This is a genomic window from Salinimonas chungwhensis DSM 16280, from assembly GCF_000378185.1.
GTDB classification, from domain to species: Bacteria; Pseudomonadota; Gammaproteobacteria; order Enterobacterales; family Alteromonadaceae; genus Alteromonas; species Alteromonas chungwhensis.
In genome coordinates, this window is sequence record NZ_KB899385.1 from 128,034 (window position 1) to 145,076 (window position 17,043).

Annotated in this window: 21 protein-coding genes and 1 pseudogene; 17 read left to right on the forward strand and 5 right to left on the reverse strand. The window is 42.1% G+C overall.

Annotation, left to right across the window (positions count from 1 at the left end; translation table 11 throughout):
• Window positions 1-18: 18 nt before the first annotated feature.
• Both F458_RS0114250 and F458_RS0114260 read right to left on the reverse strand, forming a co-directional pair.
• Window positions 19-831 carry a hypothetical protein gene (locus F458_RS0114250; RefSeq protein ID WP_018984103.1) on the reverse strand — a complete coding sequence of 271 codons (813 nt, stop codon included), beginning with the start codon at window positions 829-831 and terminating at the stop codon, window positions 19-21.
• Between the two features lie 325 nt (window positions 832-1,156).
• Window positions 1,157-3,244: a UvrD-helicase domain-containing protein gene (locus tag F458_RS0114260; protein WP_083928640.1), complete on the reverse strand. Its 2,088-nt coding sequence runs from the start codon at window positions 3,242-3,244 to the stop codon at window positions 1,157-1,159.
• 146 nt (window positions 3,245-3,390) lie between these two features.
• On the opposite strand from F458_RS0114260, the gene F458_RS0114265 reads away from it, so the two are divergent.
• Both F458_RS0114265 and F458_RS0114275 read left to right on the forward strand, forming a co-directional pair.
• On the forward strand, window positions 3,391-3,867 hold the full coding sequence (locus F458_RS0114265; protein ID WP_018984106.1) for a hypothetical protein: 477 nt from the start codon (window positions 3,391-3,393) through the stop codon (window positions 3,865-3,867).
• A 532-nt stretch (window positions 3,868-4,399) separates the two neighbouring features.
• On the forward strand, window positions 4,400-5,146 hold the full coding sequence (locus F458_RS0114275; protein ID WP_018984108.1) for a hypothetical protein: 747 nt from the start codon (window positions 4,400-4,402) through the stop codon (window positions 5,144-5,146).
• Between the two features lie 64 nt (window positions 5,147-5,210).
• Here the strand turns inward: F458_RS0114275 and F458_RS0114280 are convergent, their stop codons facing one another.
• Window positions 5,211-5,621, reverse strand: coding sequence for a hypothetical protein (locus F458_RS0114280; RefSeq protein ID WP_156824260.1), 411 nt, complete (start codon window positions 5,619-5,621; stop codon window positions 5,211-5,213).
• A 123-nt stretch (window positions 5,622-5,744) separates the two neighbouring features.
• Between F458_RS0114280 and F458_RS0114285 the strand changes: the two genes are divergently transcribed.
• The 6 genes from F458_RS0114285 (at window position 5,745) to F458_RS0114310 (ending at window position 10,441) form a co-directional block, all read left to right on the forward strand.
• Window positions 5,745-6,266: a hypothetical protein gene (locus tag F458_RS0114285; RefSeq protein WP_026294690.1), complete on the forward strand. Its 522-nt coding sequence runs from the start codon at window positions 5,745-5,747 to the stop codon at window positions 6,264-6,266.
• Between the two features lie 13 nt (window positions 6,267-6,279).
• Window positions 6,280-7,503 carry a hypothetical protein gene (locus F458_RS0114290; protein ID WP_018984111.1) on the forward strand — a complete coding sequence of 408 codons (1,224 nt, stop codon included), beginning with the start codon at window positions 6,280-6,282 and terminating at the stop codon, window positions 7,501-7,503.
• A 25-nt stretch (window positions 7,504-7,528) separates the two neighbouring features.
• Complete coding sequence (locus F458_RS0114295) at window positions 7,529-8,098, forward strand: hypothetical protein (RefSeq protein WP_018984112.1); 570 nt, start codon at window positions 7,529-7,531, stop codon at window positions 8,096-8,098.
• Between the two features lie 18 nt (window positions 8,099-8,116).
• On the forward strand, window positions 8,117-8,755 hold the full coding sequence (locus F458_RS0114300; protein WP_018984113.1) for a hypothetical protein: 639 nt from the start codon (window positions 8,117-8,119) through the stop codon (window positions 8,753-8,755).
• A 125-nt stretch (window positions 8,756-8,880) separates the two neighbouring features.
• The gene (locus F458_RS20515; protein ID WP_018984114.1) at window positions 8,881-9,036 is read left to right on the forward strand and encodes a hypothetical protein; all 156 of its coding nucleotides are present in this window, start codon (window positions 8,881-8,883) and stop codon (window positions 9,034-9,036) included.
• A 52-nt stretch (window positions 9,037-9,088) separates the two neighbouring features.
• Window positions 9,089-10,441, forward strand: a complete 1,353-nt coding sequence (locus tag F458_RS0114310) for a hypothetical protein (protein WP_018984115.1) — start codon at window positions 9,089-9,091, stop codon at window positions 10,439-10,441.
• A gap of 257 nt (window positions 10,442-10,698) precedes the next feature.
• Here F458_RS0114310 and F458_RS0114315 read toward each other — a convergent pair whose 3' ends face one another.
• On the reverse strand, window positions 10,699-11,328 hold the full coding sequence (locus tag F458_RS0114315) for a hypothetical protein (protein WP_018984116.1): 630 nt from the start codon (window positions 11,326-11,328) through the stop codon (window positions 10,699-10,701).
• 182 nt (window positions 11,329-11,510) lie between these two features.
• Here F458_RS0114315 and F458_RS20740 point away from each other — a divergent pair, with 182 nt between their 5' ends.
• The 9 genes from F458_RS20740 (at window position 11,511) to F458_RS0114365 (ending at window position 16,696) form a co-directional block, all read left to right on the forward strand.
• Window positions 11,511-11,648: a hypothetical protein gene (locus F458_RS20740; protein WP_018984117.1), complete on the forward strand. Its 138-nt coding sequence runs from the start codon at window positions 11,511-11,513 to the stop codon at window positions 11,646-11,648.
• Window positions 11,649-11,861 (forward strand): hypothetical protein, encoded by a 213-nt coding sequence (locus F458_RS0114325; RefSeq protein WP_018984118.1) that lies wholly within the window; start codon window positions 11,649-11,651, stop codon window positions 11,859-11,861.
• A 76-nt stretch (window positions 11,862-11,937) separates the two neighbouring features.
• Window positions 11,938-12,129 carry a hypothetical protein gene (locus F458_RS0114330; protein WP_018984119.1) on the forward strand — a complete coding sequence of 64 codons (192 nt, stop codon included), beginning with the start codon at window positions 11,938-11,940 and terminating at the stop codon, window positions 12,127-12,129.
• Window positions 12,122-12,265, forward strand: coding sequence for a hypothetical protein (locus F458_RS20745; protein ID WP_018984120.1), 144 nt, complete (start codon window positions 12,122-12,124; stop codon window positions 12,263-12,265). The genes F458_RS0114330 and F458_RS20745 overlap by 8 nt, the downstream gene beginning before the upstream one ends.
• Before the next feature lie 258 nt (window positions 12,266-12,523).
• Window positions 12,524-12,868 (forward strand): hypothetical protein, encoded by a 345-nt coding sequence (locus tag F458_RS0114345; protein WP_018984122.1) that lies wholly within the window; start codon window positions 12,524-12,526, stop codon window positions 12,866-12,868.
• A gap of 263 nt (window positions 12,869-13,131) precedes the next feature.
• Entirely contained in the window at window positions 13,132-13,746 is a 615-nt protein-coding gene (locus F458_RS19660; RefSeq protein ID WP_018984123.1) for a DUF6680 family protein, read from the forward strand.
• A gap of 37 nt (window positions 13,747-13,783) precedes the next feature.
• The gene (locus F458_RS0114355) at window positions 13,784-14,917 is read left to right on the forward strand and encodes a hypothetical protein (RefSeq protein WP_018984124.1); all 1,134 of its coding nucleotides are present in this window, start codon (window positions 13,784-13,786) and stop codon (window positions 14,915-14,917) included.
• A gap of 265 nt (window positions 14,918-15,182) precedes the next feature.
• Window positions 15,183-15,764, forward strand: coding sequence for a hypothetical protein (locus tag F458_RS0114360; protein ID WP_018984125.1), 582 nt, complete (start codon window positions 15,183-15,185; stop codon window positions 15,762-15,764).
• A 113-nt stretch (window positions 15,765-15,877) separates the two neighbouring features.
• Window positions 15,878-16,696: a hypothetical protein gene (locus F458_RS0114365; RefSeq protein WP_018984126.1), complete on the forward strand. Its 819-nt coding sequence runs from the start codon at window positions 15,878-15,880 to the stop codon at window positions 16,694-16,696.
• A gap of 106 nt (window positions 16,697-16,802) precedes the next feature.
• On the opposite strand, the pseudogene F458_RS20520 reads toward F458_RS0114365, so the two are convergent.
• Window positions 16,803-17,043: pseudogene (locus tag F458_RS20520) on the reverse strand (IS110 family transposase); the annotation flags it as partial.

Genomic DNA, 17,043 nt, shown 5'->3' on the forward strand with positions numbered 1-17,043 from the left:
ATCGAAATTCTATTCCTATCAGCTTTGAAACCGAGATCCTGTCGGGTTTATAAACTTTCCCTTTCGCATGGAATATATAGCTTCAGCAGTGTCAGTCAGTTCAAATTTTCGGATGTGACAATTAATGCGCAGGCTTTCATACAGCTCATTAAGAACATATTCAGTTTGTGTGGTGAAATAGCCGATGGGTAGGTAAGTATTAAATACAAAATGCATATCGAGTGACTGTTCTCTCTTCAAGTAAGCCACAGTCCCTGATGTGCCAGGTTCATTACACTTATAGATAATTAGCGTGTAATGAGCCTGTAGCTCTTCTGAACAGCTATCTATCCACAATTCAACAAAGCTTAAATCTGATTGATCATTAACATCTCTCAACAGATAAGGGGTGTTTAGAGTTCCGTCCACGTAGGGCCGTGAGATACAAAAAAAATCAGCCAACCTATATGCATCATCATCTGAGCAATGTTCTGCGAAAATATCCGGATTAGACAGCGCCCCCGGCTGTGCCTTTGGTACGCCTAATTTCTCCAAAACCTTGTTTATATGTACTCCTGGGATGCCGTGCTGAGCAAACAGTCCAAGTAAACGAGCTCTTCCTAAAGGAACTTCTGGAAACGGATGCATAGAAAAGTGTGCGACAGTATCGATAATAATGCTTACTGCGTCGTTGAATGAAGCTGTGCCGGGCAAGCTTGCTTGTACCGCTTCAACGAATGCGGTTTGGCCAGCGGAAGTTCTTAGCGTCGTTTTTTTCTCTTGCGCTTCGTGAAGAGGGTTTACAACAGGATTGAGTAACAGCGAGTTGATGTTGAATAAACTTGGTTTCATAGTGACCTACGCTAACTGAAAAATAAATATTGCTGCAAAACAGGCCAAGACCAGTCCGATGAAGCCTCTTATGTCACCGTAAAAGAGCCTCGATAAACTCATGGTTCCTGAACCAGCAATGACAAATTTGAGCATCAACTGCGTAGTTTCTTGAGCTGACATATCACCGTCATCCATCAAAAAATGCAGGCCACCAAATAAGAGGCATAAAAAAGTTATCAGTGCGAATATGAAGCTCCACAAATACCGAGGTTTTCGTGTAATGAGGTATAGACCCATGGAAGAATCAGGTGAAACATATTTAGGGATTTTTCTTTGCTCAGTTTCATGCATCGTGTTTGAGTCTTAAAAATAGGTTTAAGCTTGATAGATATTGATTGAAGTTTTTAGCTGAACTTGTTGTGGGCAGATGGCCGGCCGCATCTGGGTGGATTTCTTTTGCCACACGCAGAGCCCCTTTAATATTCATCTCATACACGAAGCGAGAAGTACTACCTGGTTCTTCTAAGCTGCCATCAGGAGGCTGACTTGACTCTTGTTCGTAAGCCTTTTGATATGCCTTATCTTTTGGTAATAACAGAAGTAGCTTTTTGGTAGGTCTTGTTATGGCCACATAAAATAAGCGCCGATCAGCTTGAATATCTGTGGTTTTCCCAGAGACAGTTGCAGGACTTATTGTTTCACAGCATGCGGGAATTACTGCCATGCCAACAGTAATTCCTTTAGCCATATGCTGAGACATAATTCGAACCGCATTATCTGATGTGTTGTTTTCGCCCTTCAATAATTCAAGTGAGGTAAGCAAATCATCAAAAGTCGGGGCCTGTCGCGCCAATTCAAAAAAACCATGAGCTAGGGCCATAGTATGAGAGGTTGACCGAGATTGTTTCTGTGACAGCGACTTTTCAAGCTCTTCAATCAAGTAATCGTTGATATAGACATGAAAGGCCTCAGCCGGAGAAGCTTTATCGATAGACTCTTTTATTGCGTTGATTTTTTTGGAGATGCGCTTGTGAATGAATGGTTTTGAGTTTGGAATAACAGCTTTGACATCATCCGGAGTGGCGGTTTGCACATTGCTGAATACATCAAAAAAAGCCGTGGCCATATTAGCTTTGACCCCAGGGTTTGGTGTCATCAGTACTTTAGCAAATAGACCCGCGGCATCGATTCCACTTCCACCTCTGCAGAAGTTAGCCAGTGCTTCGAATGCTAAAAATGCAGGCAGTGTAGAAATCGATTTGCCAGAAGAAAGTTGGTAGGGGATCCCGGCCCTAAAGAGTGCCAATTCAATAAAAGGGCTTACGTGATATAGCCTCGGTAGAATCGCGATATCAGAATAGGCGTTTCCCTCGCTGATAAACATCCTAATTGAATCTACTAATGCAACCTGCTTTGTATCGGTATAAGGTTCGGCACCAAAAGAAGGGGGAGCATAATAACCGATGTTGATTTCAGTCTTCGGGGTAGATGGTGCTGACAAACACATTTTCATCGCCCGTTTAGAGTTATTAAAAATACAGTTATTTGCAGCCATTGCTAGTGAGTGGCCATAGCGGAAAGTGGTCTTTAACGTAAACTTTTGTGAGTCAGGATATTTGTGGTCCCAATGTTCACTCATCACGAGAGGATTGCTCCCCCGCCACTCAAAGATTGTTTGATCATCATCCCCAATGCCGGTGGTTTTTGCTCGTTCGCCAGCCATGATAGTAAACAAGTCCTGAACAATAGGGTTGATGTCCTGATACTCATCGATAATGATTTGGTCTAGCCTGTTAGCAATCAGGTTACTGCAACGGGAGTCCTGTTTGATGAGCCTTACAACATCGTAAAGTAAGTCGTTAAAAGAGCGCATCTGGTTATGTGCTCTGGTCTGTTCGAAAATATCAAAACCCAACTTAAATGGCGCTAAATGTGATGACAGCCCAAGGCGCTCAAACATCACTGAGCTGGGTTGAGTGTCACTTTTGCAGTAGTCCAGGAAGCTTGTGAAGGAATCGATAACAGAGCTATCGTAAATATCTATGTCAGTGGAACCAAATTCGGCAATTGCTTTTCGTAAAGCATCCACCGCTAATTTTTGCCATATGAATTCACGAACTTCTAACTTCCATGTTGGCAGAATGCCTTTCTTCATAAAGCCTTCACAAAGCTTATAACCCAAAGAATGATAGTGCCGGATGGTAGGGGTGCCTTCTACATTAAGCTTATTATAATCTTGGCGAAATTCTTTTGCCGCAGGCTTATTAAACATAGTGACCAGTATGCTCTCTGCAGGAACGCCACTCATAATCATGTAGGCAACACGTGCACGGGTGGTCATTGACTTTCCTGAGCCAGGGGGAGCTATAACAAGCGTATTTTTATCAAAAGGAGCACCGATAAATTCGAGTTGTTCGTCTGAAAAGTCCATAAGAGGTAGATTTTGTCTTGAATGGACAGAGAGTGCAGCAGTAGCGGTCAGCTATAAATATGAAACCCGATTTATCAACATTATTAGGTTCAAAGCATCATTATTTTTCATAATAATTTGGCGAAAACTTAACATCGGGTCAAAAGATGTCAGAAGCCTATGATATTTACCATTTGAAATATGAAGTGTTACTTCGTCTGTCTAAAGATACAAAAACCCAGGTGCCTGAACATCTTGTAGATAAATATCAGCAGATATCTAGTTCCTTTAGGCGTCTTATAAACAAGCGAGATATACGTAGGGCCGCCAGAGAAAATGATCCTCGTTTATTGAAAGAGTCATGGAAAGAGATTGGCAACGCGGCGAAAGACCTACTTTGTAATAACTGGTATACCCACGTAGCAATAATCACATGTGATTCTGCAGTAGAAGCAGTTCGACTATCTACTTCCATCAATCATCAATGGTTCTTGAATGGCGCAAGCAATATAGATGTCAATGTTCCCTCAGAGCGATCCACAGCGCATTTAGATATCATTCGGGTAAGAGACCGCCACTACTTATACGTACTTGGTGGTTTCTATTCTATTGAAGATTCAAAATTTGTGGGGGTGAGAGAGTGAACCTACGCGATGTAATGCCTCGCATTCATTCACGAATGGCTGAAGTTGAGGTAATTGGTGACGCAAATGGTGATTTATTAGTTATCGTGATACAGGGTCAGTTTCGACACTTCGTTACAAATAAGGGTAATGGTCAAATAAAGCGTTTTAGAGAGCCACGCACCCTTACAAAATATTTATATAACTTCGGAATAAAGCAATACTCATTGAATTTAAATGATTGGGATTTAAAAATGATTTTCGATAGGCACAGGGCAGCGACAGTTTTAAGGTCTAAATGAGATTCTCAGGAAATTAAAAATTCTTTTCTTTGTTATATTGTTAATTTAAAAGATTGATTAAATAGTTGTTGCAATTCTCAAAATTATATTCTATAAATTTATTAGGTCGATTTTAATTAATATAATTAGATAAAAATGTAAAGTTTAGATGTTCTTTTAAGCGACTACGCAAAATATCTATATTATAAATTTCAATAAAAAATAAAATTAAAGTAAATTTATAGCTAAACAATTAAAGAGGAGTATTTGCTATGAAAAATAACAATGTTCAAAATGATAAAAATCTTGGTTTTAGCTGGCCTGTCCAAGTGGGCAGTGTCGCGATAATTGGAGCAGGGCTAGTATACCTTTTAAATTTCTATGGCTTTAAACTTTCAGACTCGCCCGCGGATTGGGGAGCTTTTGGTAGCTATTTTGGTGGGGTTGTCGGGCCAATCTTGGCATTTCTATCGTTATTGCTTGTAATTGCGACCTTGCGTGTTCAGCATACTTCGTTGCAAGCAGCAAGAGTACAGATGGAAGCAAATAAAGAAGAGTTTGAAGCAAATAATAGATCCAATGCTAGAGCTGATTTTCTTCGCCGATTTGAATTAGAAGAGAAGAACTTGCAAAGTTTAGCCTTAGATACTGTTAAAGCTCTTCTTGTTGATATCCGTTTACAGGAAAATGAAGAACAGGATGCAGAAAAAGAATATTTTAAGTTGCTTGATGAATATTCTCGTGGCGCTGGCAATGTATTCATAAACTACTTGAAAAGATATCTCGCTATTTCAGAAGACCCAGAAAAATTGGACAAGCTCTTCAAGTACGCTGATGGTCCGGACGGTCTGATGCTTGAACAATACGTGCTTAGATTTGAAAGAATGTTAGAAGAAGCGCCCAAGCATGGTAGGGATATAGAGAAAATCGTTAATTCGACTGCTACAGGAAAACTATATAAGGTGATGAAGCCTCGATATGATCAAGAATTAAAAAGGCAAAAGCAGAATAAAGTATAGTGAAACCAGCAAGGGGTTCTAGTCGCCCCTTGCTTTTTTTACATTTTAAATGGTTCTATTCTCGTCATTTAACTAAACGTAGCTTCTCAATCGATCCTTTAATACCGCTACCCTCAATATCTGTAATCTCACTACGAATAATGTAGTATCCACTTTTTATCCAATTATCAATCTGGTTTTTTAGCTTTGAAACATGTGCTTCGTCGCTGAAATCGAGGTGAATATCATAATCCCGGTAAGTACGATATTTTTTCGGTTTAGGCCAGTTGTGATAGGCCGGTTTCAGTTGATACTCAACCGAGCTTTCTCTTTCAGGGGCCTCGTCATTCCTATACCGACCAATAAGTCCCTGGGTTCTACTTTTAATCTCTTTTGAATGCTCTGCTGCTCGCACTATCTCTTGCTGGGCCTGTGCGACCCTGTCCTGAGCTTGTTTTACTTCACTAGAAAAGCTTCCTGCACTGACAGATTGCAAAGCAATTACTGCTAATAGGGACGAACTGAACATAATAATCACAATTAATCGGATTTCTGGATGAAGACACTATGCCTGCAGGGTATAACACAGGGCAATTAATTAACTGCGAGAAATCGGAAAATGCCAAAAAGTCTTTCGCTCTTATCCCTCACAATCGGTTGCCTGTTCGCGCTATCTGGCTGTGCAAGTACTAACGAGATTGAGTTGGGAAACAAAAAATACACCCCCGACGCCGATGGAACTGTTGTGATGACGCAAGAAGAAATAGCGGCCATTACAAAATCAGAGGAAGCTAAATTTGTTCGAGGCCAGTTTCCCAATGTAAAGCTCACTGAAGCTGAATACGAACTGGTGAAAACTAATGATGAAGCGTTGTTTAGCTTGGTAGGAGAGGCTAACTCTGATGAAGCGGTATCAACATTTATAAGACGTGGTTCATTGGAAGATAACCTCAGTAGGATCGTGAAAGAAAATCGATGGGAAGCTCTATACTTTGATGGGCCTGACTACTTTGTTAAAGATATTAAGGTTCTTGAGGAGGAAAATGTCACTGGTGCAATCATGAGCCTGGCGTCTGATTATCCGGTTTACACCTGCTTTGATGAAAAAGAAAAGGTCGTGACAGTTATCAAGGAACGATAAAGGAAGATGTGAGATGAAGATTGTTGAGAAGTACCTTGAAGGCGATGAGATACGCGTATGTAGAACGCTAAGTGACCATGAGGCAAAGACTCTGCTTGGCAGTGACCAGGCTTCTCAGCAATTACTTGCTTCTGTATATGGTAGATGGATCTATTGTGACTGTTGCACCCCCACGACAATCAAACGTTTTACTGAAACCAATACTTACTTTCTTGCCACTATGTCCGGACGCGCAAACCATAAGAATTCCTGTCCGCTATACCGTCTGGAACAGGGTGGGGCCGGTGAAGGACACCTACCTGAAAAGGTAGGCACGCGCTTTTCGTTCAGTGCTTATGCAGCAGAAGAGGGGAATGCTAAGCAATCGGTCGTTGAAAACCCAACAGGGCAGGTCATAGGCCGCGCAGATAAGCTCTATTCGCTCATGGCGTCACTGTTGACCGATGCCGGCACCAATACTATTTCCTACCTTGAAGCCCCCACGTTTGATACCCAGTCCAGGAAAATTCGGGCGGCCGCGAAGAAATACAGTATTGGGGGCAAGTCTTTGCTCGAATACATGTATTTTGGGTTCGGCAGTATAAAAAAGGCCATTGAAAAAATGCAGTCAAACGAGCGATTGTGGGTAGGTAAGAACAAACCTCAGTCGCTGGTAATCGCCCAGGTCGAGTCAGTTAAAATCGAAAATGGTGAAACGACCGTCAAGGTTAAAGATGATTGGGAAGTGACCTTGCCTGCAGATGCCAAAGTGACACGTCTCAATGGTGCATTTTCTTTGGCCAAAGGACCGTTGATGGTGGCAATGATTATCGCCGACCGGTCAACCAATGATGCAATGATATATGGTGTAACCCGGTGCTTTATCTCTCCTATCGTCAATACACATGGTTTCATGCTGGTGGATAGCGATCTTGAACGCACCTTCGCCAGAGTAGCCACCCGGGTGATTATTGAAATGGAAGGGGGAGGGCGTATCTTAAAACCGCTTATACCGGTTCAGGTCGATGGCAAACCTGTCCTCGTCGATTTTGTCATCCAAAAAGATAAACAACACATCGCGGTTGAAGTGATGGGGAAATGGGATGATCCACTCTATCGTGCCAGAAAAGAAACGATGCTTCCGCTTATGGAGAAGGTCTATGACCAGGTGATGAGTGTGTGCATGGATACCTCCAACTCAAGAAATGACTTTTTTGAAGAGTCATACCAGTTAGTAAAGTCACTATTAAATGATTAAGTCCATTTTGTACAAGGCAAGTAGCATGAGTCGAATCAAACGCATTACCCCTTTTATGATTATATTCGTTTCACTGTCGAGCGCTTTAGTGTTGATGGGCAAGCAAAGTGAAAAGTATGCCAGTAATACAATGATATCTACGGGCAAAGCAATAACTCAAAAATTTTCCCGACTGCATCAATCTTTTGGGTCTGTACCGCATTTTTATAAAGCTTTAGAGCAAGCTGTGGTCAAAGACGGCTATACAGTCACAGACCTGTTGATATTGGACGAAATGGCGGTTAGAAATGAAATGGCACAGGAATATGCTTCAAGCACCCCCTCGTTAGAAAATCTGGAATCGATGATGCATGTTCACAAACATGACGCCGGCATGAGCTATGTTGTTGGCGGTTATCCTCTTTTAGGCATAGAAGCAATAGAAGGCAGCGAGAACATAGCGATATTCTTCGGTCCAGTGCGAAAGAGCGTGGTGAAGAGACTTGAGCAACAGCTTGACGGCGATGCAGTCGATAACAAAGACAGTACGGGCCAGCTTCGCTATAACCGCCATGACACGATGAACGGTCAATATATCGTTGGCATGTATTTATAAACAATTATTGGTGCAAAAGTGAAAAGAACCCAGGCCCCTATCGTTGAGATATTTGAAGTCATTGATAACGCGTACTTAAGTGGTTTGGTGAATGGCTCGTCACAGCCTACTGCAGACGTCAGGAAGCGGCTGGCCGCTAATCGTAAGTCGATGTCTCAGGAATGCGCCACTTTCTTTAGTGAATTGGGGGTGAAGAAAAAAGGCTTTGCGCTGGCGCTTAAGCAGTGGCTCCTACAATATCAGGAACGTCAGTCATTCATACAACAACATGAAGGAAAGGCTGATGATGCGTGGTTAGCGTCCTTTGGGCAGAAATGGCACGCTCAGGGCGGTGTTTTTTACTTTCAGCATGAAGGTGAAAAAACATTCGAAGGTGATGAGGTGCGCCGGGCCCATCAAGTGGGGGTGGTTAGTGTCAGGCAAATAGCAAAAGCTGAGTTAGATTGTCATTCTTTGGAAGTGCTGGTGGCGAATAAGTCACAGCTAAACGCTGTGCTCAAGCTTCTGGATAAGTGTGCACTGCCTGTGGTATCGGTTAACGCCGGCGAAGAAAAATCTATAATCAATATCGTCATCAGCTCACCAACCCAATCTGAGTTCAATCAGATTATCAAACAGACACAATTACCTGTATTTGGGCGTTTACTTCTCGCGTAATTTGAATAAGCAAAACGCTGGTTTTTTAGAGCATAAAAAATTGCGCCACTTGATTCCTGTCTAATATTCCGGAACTGCCCGATGATTGCACATGAAGTTCATTTGCAAATAACGAGGAGAATACTTTGACTTCAAAAGTAAGTAAAAAAACAACAACACCAATGACACCACAAGCGGCGCAACGCATTCAAAGTGCGACGGCAAAAGCCAATGGTGGGAATGTGCCGAAAGGCAGCTTCGCGGCACGAGCAACCAGCAGCGCCGCCAAAAACAGCAATTAATGGTGAGGGGCAAAGCCCCTCTTTTCAACAAAGGACGTTGGAGGTTTATAAAATGGTGACTATCAATGAGTCTTACCCAAACATTGGATATGTATTAAATCGCCTGGCTGATATTGCCGACACTAAGTCAATGGCCGTCAATGGAGCAAGTCGATTTCGTAAGGAAGAAGACTTTGACTCCAGAAAGTCTTTAGATCCGGCCCTCATTGATAAGTCAATTCGGCACTTATTTTATGAGCCAATCTCCAAGGTAGTCACAGAAAGTTTCGCGCATTTTTTCTGTAGCTGCATTTCTTTAGGCTTAAGCAACTACAATGAAATCATGAAACGCGTGCCAATGGAAGGAGTAGCACAAGACAAGGTGGTCTATATGCTAAATAAACACCTGGTTGTCGAAACACTTGCGAGTATTATTTGCGAGGTTGGTACTACACAAATGCAGACACGCGATGTGCCAGATTTTTATTGCGCAAGAAACCCAGTTAAAGCGGTAATTGAATTTTACAACGATAATCATACGTTGCCTGAACATGATTTAAAGCGGTACTTTAAAGATACGGACAGAACAGTCAGAAAATGGCGCAGTGGTGATGAGCTTCCGAATATAGGCAATTTGACCTTGCTGGGTCAGTGGGCATCACTATCACATCCTGCTGCATCCAATGATGATAGGGAAACTTTATTCCTCGCAAGATATATCGATTCATTCCACAGAAAAACCAATTATGAGTTTGTAGACCGTTTAAATGACGCTGTGGTATGGAGATTGGAACATAGCGGACACCCCCAGTTTGACTTTGGAAAGACATTTTATAATTTTTATATCAATGAAATTAGGTCTGCTAACCTTCGCAGTCTATCTGCTGAAGGTCATGAGATACATCAGCTGTTAAAACGTTCCACAATCAAACCGCATGGCAGCCTTACTGAGTATTCGACACGCTTAGCGGCATTGAAAGACTCTACCGAAGAGCACAATTTAAGCTCTGAGCTGCGCTATCACGAAGAATGGTTGCAGGGCCGAATTCTGATACTTAGCGGTAAAATTGATGCCGCGCTTGAGCAATATGTGAAAGCTGTTGAATCATCACTCTATAAATCAGGTATGAACATTCGCTTTTTGTTAAAAGAAGCCTTGGCCGTAGCTGCAATTCAGCGTAAACCACACAAGCCAACCATGAAACGACTAAAAAGCAGAGCAATAACATTTTATCCAAAAATTATTGAGCCCCACCTTCGGGGGGAGCCTGTGACAATTACAAAGGAAGATTTAGATGAATGGCGGTTTTGGTTTGTGTTGCATTTCCCGCAATGTGGTTGGTTTGAAGAGGGGAGAGAGGCACTTATGGTGCATTTGCAACAGGTCGGGTGGGCAGAATTATCAAACAAGGGTGTGCCGCACTGATTGGGTTTCTATTCGGGGTGATACACTTGAATAAGTGTCGCATCACCACTTGTGAATTGTGAGGCATCCACCATACTTTCAGGATCTGAATATGCTGAAGTTAGAAAATGCGCCAAGTAAAACGGGCGAGCCATCCGGCAAGGGTAGGGGAAATAACCCGCCTAATAAGTAAACACTTCGCTTAAGTTAAGAAAAGAATACTTGCTATCTCAGTGCGTATTCTTTTCTTCGTTTATTTACACAGAGTATCAAGAGAGCTACTCGCAGTAGGCTGGCGTGCTCGCATTCTCTGCGTAGCTAGGCAAAACTGTTTGAATCACCTCGCTACGAACAACACACATGCGTTTCTCTAAATTTGAGAGGTTTGCATCAAGTAATAAGACTTTTTCGTCTGCGCTTAGCTGGGTGTCCAGGAAGAGTGTATAAGCGTGTTTAGCTGCAGATGCATAATAGCTAAGCGCATTGTTAAGCGCGGCGTCCTGGGCTGAGGACAACGTGCTATTCAAATCTACCTTGAACTGCCCATTCTCTGACACGACCACTGTGTAAAGTGGAACCTGCGCGCTTTGGCCATCTCTGAATAACATTAATGTTGTCTTGATATAGTAAGTGCCATTACTCTGCTCAGACTTACCCAATATGGCCCTGTCTTGCTTACTATAACCCGGTATCAGAGTTTCGCTCTGGCTATCTCCGCTTAAATACTTGCCAGCGCTTTTATCATTTTCATTAAGTGCAGTAATCCAAAAGTCATTGGCCACTGCAGTCGGCTCGTTGGGCGTATAAAGCAGGTCGCCACGCTCAATTATAGCATCACCGAAAAGAAACCATGTCGCTCCCACCGCGGCAGCCACAATTACAAGCCCGTACATCACAAATTTATTCATAATATCCTGAATGTTCACCAGCAAATTTTAGTGAAATGAATACTAAGGTTTCTGCATTAGCACAGGTACGAGAATCCCGATTTATCAAACTTATTCTGTGGCAACTCAGCATCACGATTCGATAGGCTTACTTGCTGTATTGCCAACAAAACTTTTAAGTCTACCTTAAGAGGCAGTTGGGCATGAGACAAGCTAACAATTTAAATATAAAAGGTCGTGATATGAAGAAAACAATGATACTCATTGCAATGTTGGGATTATCAGGTGCAGCACATGCTGGTTCGCAATTGCTATCCTCAGACGTAAATGAAATTGCGTAAGTGTCTGAAGTGCCCGGTACCAGCACACAAAGTACAGTAAAATCCGGCACTGAATATTACCAGCGCGAAGATGGGACATGTTTTCAGGTAAATTATAGCATCGACAGTATCAAACAAGTGACCAGGGCCCCGGGTACGGTGGGATTACCTAACACCTCGGCACTGACGAAAGACATCGATTGTAATGCTGCTGTAGATTATCAGGGGGGATGATGAGTTCAGATATCCTCCAAAGTCTTCCCCCTTAATAGTTATATGCCTATTTCTCCGCGTTATGCTGTGGAAGCCAATGAAAGAGAAACGGATAGACTCGCCGAATACGTTAAAATTTGCCCTCATCTTGCTCTCTGCCGCTCTGATTATGCTAGCGGTGTTCTCACCGGAAGGTGAAAAGGCCCAAATGGCTATATTCTTGTTAGCCGGCACGGTGCTTGGCTACGGCTTTGGTAAACCAGAATGTGAAGGAAAATCAAATGGGTGAAAAAAGCAAACAGCGCCAACTGCTTTACCAGCAGGCAAGCTTGATTCTTCGAAACAACGGCCTTTCAGACGAACAGGTACAAAGTATCTCTAAAGACCTGGCTGACGTGATGCTCCCGGGCAGGCAAAATGGATAAGTTTAATAGTAGTGGGACCGCAATCGTTTTGGGTATCGCCTTCATTTCAGCGTCATTAGCTACGCTTTATCTGGATGGTAGCGCCCCTTTCTGGTTTGTTTTGCTTTGTGGGTGTGGTGGAACTTTTCTGATCATCTATTCAACCTTCCTGCGGCATTTTATCGTCAAAGGACTAAAAAAATGGGACCTGACTCAGAAAAAACCAAACACGCATATAAATTCCGGTTCGGGCCGATTCAGCTATAAAGTGAGGTGCTTATGGACAGATTAAAAAGAGATAGTCTGCCACTTGAAGAAGTGAAGGCCAGGCTACATGGTGTCATCAGCGACGATTACGAATGGCCTGAAGAACCAGCTGGCTGGTGGCTTGAATTTATTGCTTATCCGGATGGTGGGGTTGTAATGGATTTATTGCATCCGGTTTCTGCTATTTGGTGGTCTGATGATAATAATTTTCTTCCTCAGCCATTTTGCACCAATGGAAGTGAAATTAATGCCTCAATACTGGCACAAGCCGGCGTGCCTTTCATGGGGACTTTCGGCGATGCCGAAGTAAGCCAAAAGCCAGCCGAACACCATCTTTCAGTGGTAAAAAAAAGATAGTCATGTACCAACCATCGCCAATGAGTTTAAGCTGAATTATGCATAATTTTATCTTACACCTTTCATTATCGCTCTCAACCAAATCTGATCATCTTCTCGGGCAAAAGCTGCAGATAGCATCTATTTCTTTGAACGGCAGCTGTGTACGTGAAGCAGACTGACCTTTCCCACGAAAACACAAAATATGGTTTTTCAGCGGAAACGAATGTTACTATGAATTCTCATTAATAAGCTGTTATTTGATCAGGATAGTTTGAAGAAAAATGGATACGAGAGACATAGTAATGATACTAGCCGTTATTGCCGGACCAATATTGGCAGTTCAAGCTCAGAAATATCTTGAGTCGATTAAGGAATCGAAAAAAAGAAAGCTTCGGATTTTTCATACTCTGATGTCAACACGCGCTACAAGATTAGCGCAAGATCACGTTGCGGCACTTAATATGATTGATATTGAGTTTTATGGTAAAAATCGATTAGGCAAGAGGCATCAATCAAGTGGTGAGAAAAAGATAACTAATGCGTGGAAGGTTTATAACGATCACCTTAATAATCAAGCATCAGAAAATAGAATTGATGCTTGGGCAGATAAAAGCGATGAACTATTTACTTCTTTGCTTTACTCCATGGCTCAACATCTTGGATATGAGTTTGATGAAGTTCAATTAAAAAGGGATTGCTACCGTCCTATAGCACATGGGGATATCGAAAATGAGCAGCATAAACTGAGGCAGGGGTTAGTTGCAGTATTAGATGGCGAAAAGTCAATCCCTATGGCTGTCACATATTTGCCGCCATATCAACCAATAGATCCAGTTCAACCAGAAGAATCACATAACAAATCAATGCAGTCGAATTCTGAAGCTTCGGCTGATTGATGCGTTAGGCGGCTACTCATTTTTAGCATGGTGTGAAATGGATCTATTCAAAGTTTGCGTAAAAGAAAAAAGACTCCACCCTCTTTTTAAAAGTATTCTCTCAGAGAGTGCCTACGCTCCAACCATTAAAGTCATTAATCAATGGGCTACTGGAATGGCAGGCCGGAGAGGAGAACTCAAGAAATTCGTTCAAGAGTTTCAAATGTCTTTCAACTCTACTTTATGGGAACTATATCTGAACCAAGCGTTTAGGGACCTTCAGCTTACGATTGATTATTCTAAAGAAAGTCCTGACTTCCACTTAATTGACAAGGCTGGCAGGGTCGTTAATGTTGAGGCTGTAACTTCAAATAATAAAGACCACCAAAGCAAAGAGTATTATTCGACTGAATCTCTCCAGAGCTCTTCAGATACGGAGCAAAAAGAATTCCTTGATCAGTCCACCTTAAAACTAGCAGGAAAGCTTAAAGATAAGCTGGAACTATTTGTTAGCGGTAATAAAAAGTTTCCGTATAGCTCTCTACCACATGTCAAAGGGAATCCATTTGTCTTGGCAATTGCTCCGTTTGATGGTCTGTTATCCTTTCAACAAAACAACATGGCTGTAAATCGAGTTTTGTATGGCATTAACCCTCCACCACCTAGCGGTAACGGGGACAGAATTGATCACATTCTTAATCAGAATAGGCAACGAGTCGAGTTAGGGATTTTTACGAATGCTAGTTATAAGGAGGTAAGTGCGGTTATTTTCTCTACAACTGGTACCTTTGGTAAGGCAGTGGTAGAAGCTGGAATCAAGAACACAATTAGAGCTACCCGCTATAGGCAAATGGGCGTCGTTGAGTTTATGGCAAAAGAGGGGCTAGAAATGCTTGGTGCTTCCCATAAAAAATTACCAAGTGGCTCCGATGTGTACTCTATTAGATTCTATGATGGCAATCGTTTTTGCGGCTCAGATACTTACCTATATAGTTCTGATGAACATGAAGAATCCCATCTAGATAGGTTGCATATATACCATAATCCGTATGCTACAACACCGTTGCCTGATGACTTCTTTTCAGCAAGAGAAATTACTCAAAACACTTACAACGTAGAGGGGGGATATATGATTTGTAACCATAACGATGGGTCGTTAGTATCTCGTCAGACCTATACTTCAATCGCCTAACAAACCATTCATGGCGCTAGCTTCGCTCGCAGGGATGCTAACACATTGACTGTGTTACTTCGTTCCTAATTTTAGCCCATGTCTTATCGCCCCTTAGTGGGCCAATGAACGTCCGCTTCTTGTCCCAAGGTGCCACGGACGCTGTGGGGCAGTGAAGTACGCGAAGCGGGCATTTCATATTCTTTCCTATGAAAATACAGAATATGGCTGTCATGGGAAACGGATGTTATTATGAAATCCCGGTAATAAGCTGTTCTAAATTAATATGAGCATAGAAGAAATATTCAAAATTACAGCAGCAATTATCGCATCACTGGGGGGGAGTGCATTGTTGCTAGGCGCATTTTCCCATTGGTTAGGTAGTATATGGGCTAAGCGCATGTTGCAAAATGAACGAGCCAAGCATGAAGAAAGCCTTCAGAAATTAAAAGCCAAAAATGAAGCTGTCCTAGAAGATTTGAAAGCCCAAATAGACACCTTTAAACAAAAAGAGTTGAATCGTCACTTTGACAAGTTGGCCATCTATAAAGATGTGGTTCATATCGTTTCAGAAATTCTTAGGGAACTAGAGGCTGTTGCTACGTCAAAACAAGAGTCCATTAGTGCAGAAGTCGAGCATTCTTTCGCTTTAAATAGAAATAAGGCTTATGGATATATATCGCTAGTTTCATGTCAGGACGTCTTAGATAGATACAACGACATGATCGATTTCTTTATACCTCTGCTCTATGAAGGTAAGAAGGCAACATGGGTAGAAATGAGAGAAAAGTCTGATTTAATGTTGAACGCTATGCGTATAGACCTTGGAATCAATGAGGGCGAAGTGGTATACAGGGGGGGAAGGTGATTTATCACAAGGCGTTCAACAACATTTTGTCCGCAAGCGACCTCCGCCGGACGCACGAAAACATGCTCCGCACTGTGCCCCGGTTAACTTAACGTTAGGTGCCAAAAGGAATTATGAACTTTCGTAATCTTGCTCGTAAACATCTTCAAGCTGCTAAAAAGCAAATCGATTTATTTGATGACAGTAATCTTCGGTATGCTGCTCTCGAATTGAGAATGGCGATGGAAGCGATAGTATACGATAGAGCGTTATCATTTAAGGATGAATTCCCTGAAAAGGAATATGATACTTGGCAGCCAAAAAAAATAATGACCATTCTTATCGAGATAGAGCCAACCACTGATAAGGATTCATCTTTAGCTATGGGAATTGAAGAGTCATCGGGTAAACCTTCTCACGAGATGAAACATATTGGATCGGAAAAAGTTCTCAGCATGAAGATCCTAAAAGAACACTATGATCGGTTGGGAAATTATCTTCACATGATGAATCTTAGGAGCTTTCATCGAAATAAAGCTACTGATTTTGAAAGGATGAGAGTTCGATGCTCTGAAATTTATTCGATGATTGATAGCGTTCTTGCTTCCCCACTTTTCAATTGTACATTAAGTACATTTAGTCATATAGACTGTTTCGAATGCGATAAACCTATTAGAAAAAGGGTTCCGACGATCGATGATGACTTAGACTTAGAAGCCGAGTGTAAAAACTGTAAGGCTAGCTATAATCTAGAACCTCAAGGAAACGGCAACTATGTATGGCATGCGAATCGTCAAAATATCCTCTGCGGCAATAGATCGTGTAAGCAACTAATCAAAATTTGGCAACGGGAAGTCGGTCTCGGTAAATTTTGGGTTTGCAAAAGTTGCGGCGGCAAAAACACAATAACTTATGGTGTAGCATTTGAGCCATCGCCTAACAATCCGCTGTAGTCGCTATTGGGCTGTGACACTTCGATTCGGCTTTAGCCCACGTATTTGCGCCTCAAGCGGGGCGTTGAACGTCTGCTTAATGCCCTGAGCCACTCGTCAACCAATTTTATCCAAGTAAAGGCGAATTTCTCTCCTTTAATACTTTGAGGTACTTCGTTTCATCATATGGTGTTTTACTTTTCCAACAGCAGTACAAAACCCTTATCCACTTGAAGGCTAAGGAGCGCACTGCTCGCTGATGAGTGTTCCCTTTCTTCCGCTGCTGTTCGTAGTAAAGCTGTGCCCAGTAAGAGTAGCGGACTGTTTTCGCTGACCATTCAATAAACGTTTGACGAATAAATTTAGAA

Excerpts from the sequence above, each read along its gene's own strand:
- F458_RS0114250 (WP_018984103.1), bottom strand. The coding sequence starts at position 831 with ATGAAACCAAGTTTATTCAACATCAACTCGCTGTTACTCAATCCTGTT.
- F458_RS0114260 (WP_083928640.1), bottom strand. The coding sequence starts at position 3,244 with ATGGACTTTTCAGACGAACAACTCGAATTTATCGGTGCTCCTTTTGAT.
- F458_RS0114265 (WP_018984106.1), top strand. The coding sequence starts at position 3,391 with ATGTCAGAAGCCTATGATATTTACCATTTGAAATATGAAGTGTTACTT.
- F458_RS0114275 (WP_018984108.1), top strand. The coding sequence starts at position 4,400 with ATGAAAAATAACAATGTTCAAAATGATAAAAATCTTGGTTTTAGCTGG.
- F458_RS0114285 (WP_026294690.1), top strand. The coding sequence starts at position 5,745 with ATGCCAAAAAGTCTTTCGCTCTTATCCCTCACAATCGGTTGCCTGTTC.
- F458_RS0114290 (WP_018984111.1), top strand. The coding sequence starts at position 6,280 with ATGAAGATTGTTGAGAAGTACCTTGAAGGCGATGAGATACGCGTATGT.
- F458_RS0114295 (WP_018984112.1), top strand. The coding sequence starts at position 7,529 with ATGAGTCGAATCAAACGCATTACCCCTTTTATGATTATATTCGTTTCA.
- F458_RS0114310 (WP_018984115.1), top strand. The coding sequence starts at position 9,089 with ATGGTGACTATCAATGAGTCTTACCCAAACATTGGATATGTATTAAAT.
- F458_RS0114315 (WP_018984116.1), bottom strand. The coding sequence starts at position 11,328 with ATGAATAAATTTGTGATGTACGGGCTTGTAATTGTGGCTGCCGCGGTG.
- F458_RS20740 (WP_018984117.1), top strand. The coding sequence starts at position 11,511 with ATGAGACAAGCTAACAATTTAAATATAAAAGGTCGTGATATGAAGAAA.
- F458_RS0114330 (WP_018984119.1), top strand. The coding sequence starts at position 11,938 with ATGAAAGAGAAACGGATAGACTCGCCGAATACGTTAAAATTTGCCCTC.
- F458_RS20745 (WP_018984120.1), top strand. The coding sequence starts at position 12,122 with ATGGGTGAAAAAAGCAAACAGCGCCAACTGCTTTACCAGCAGGCAAGC.
- F458_RS0114345 (WP_018984122.1), top strand. The coding sequence starts at position 12,524 with ATGGACAGATTAAAAAGAGATAGTCTGCCACTTGAAGAAGTGAAGGCC.
- F458_RS19660 (WP_018984123.1), top strand. The coding sequence starts at position 13,132 with ATGGATACGAGAGACATAGTAATGATACTAGCCGTTATTGCCGGACCA.
- F458_RS0114355 (WP_018984124.1), top strand. The coding sequence starts at position 13,784 with ATGGATCTATTCAAAGTTTGCGTAAAAGAAAAAAGACTCCACCCTCTT.
- F458_RS0114360 (WP_018984125.1), top strand. The coding sequence starts at position 15,183 with ATGAGCATAGAAGAAATATTCAAAATTACAGCAGCAATTATCGCATCA.
- F458_RS0114365 (WP_018984126.1), top strand. The coding sequence starts at position 15,878 with ATGAACTTTCGTAATCTTGCTCGTAAACATCTTCAAGCTGCTAAAAAG.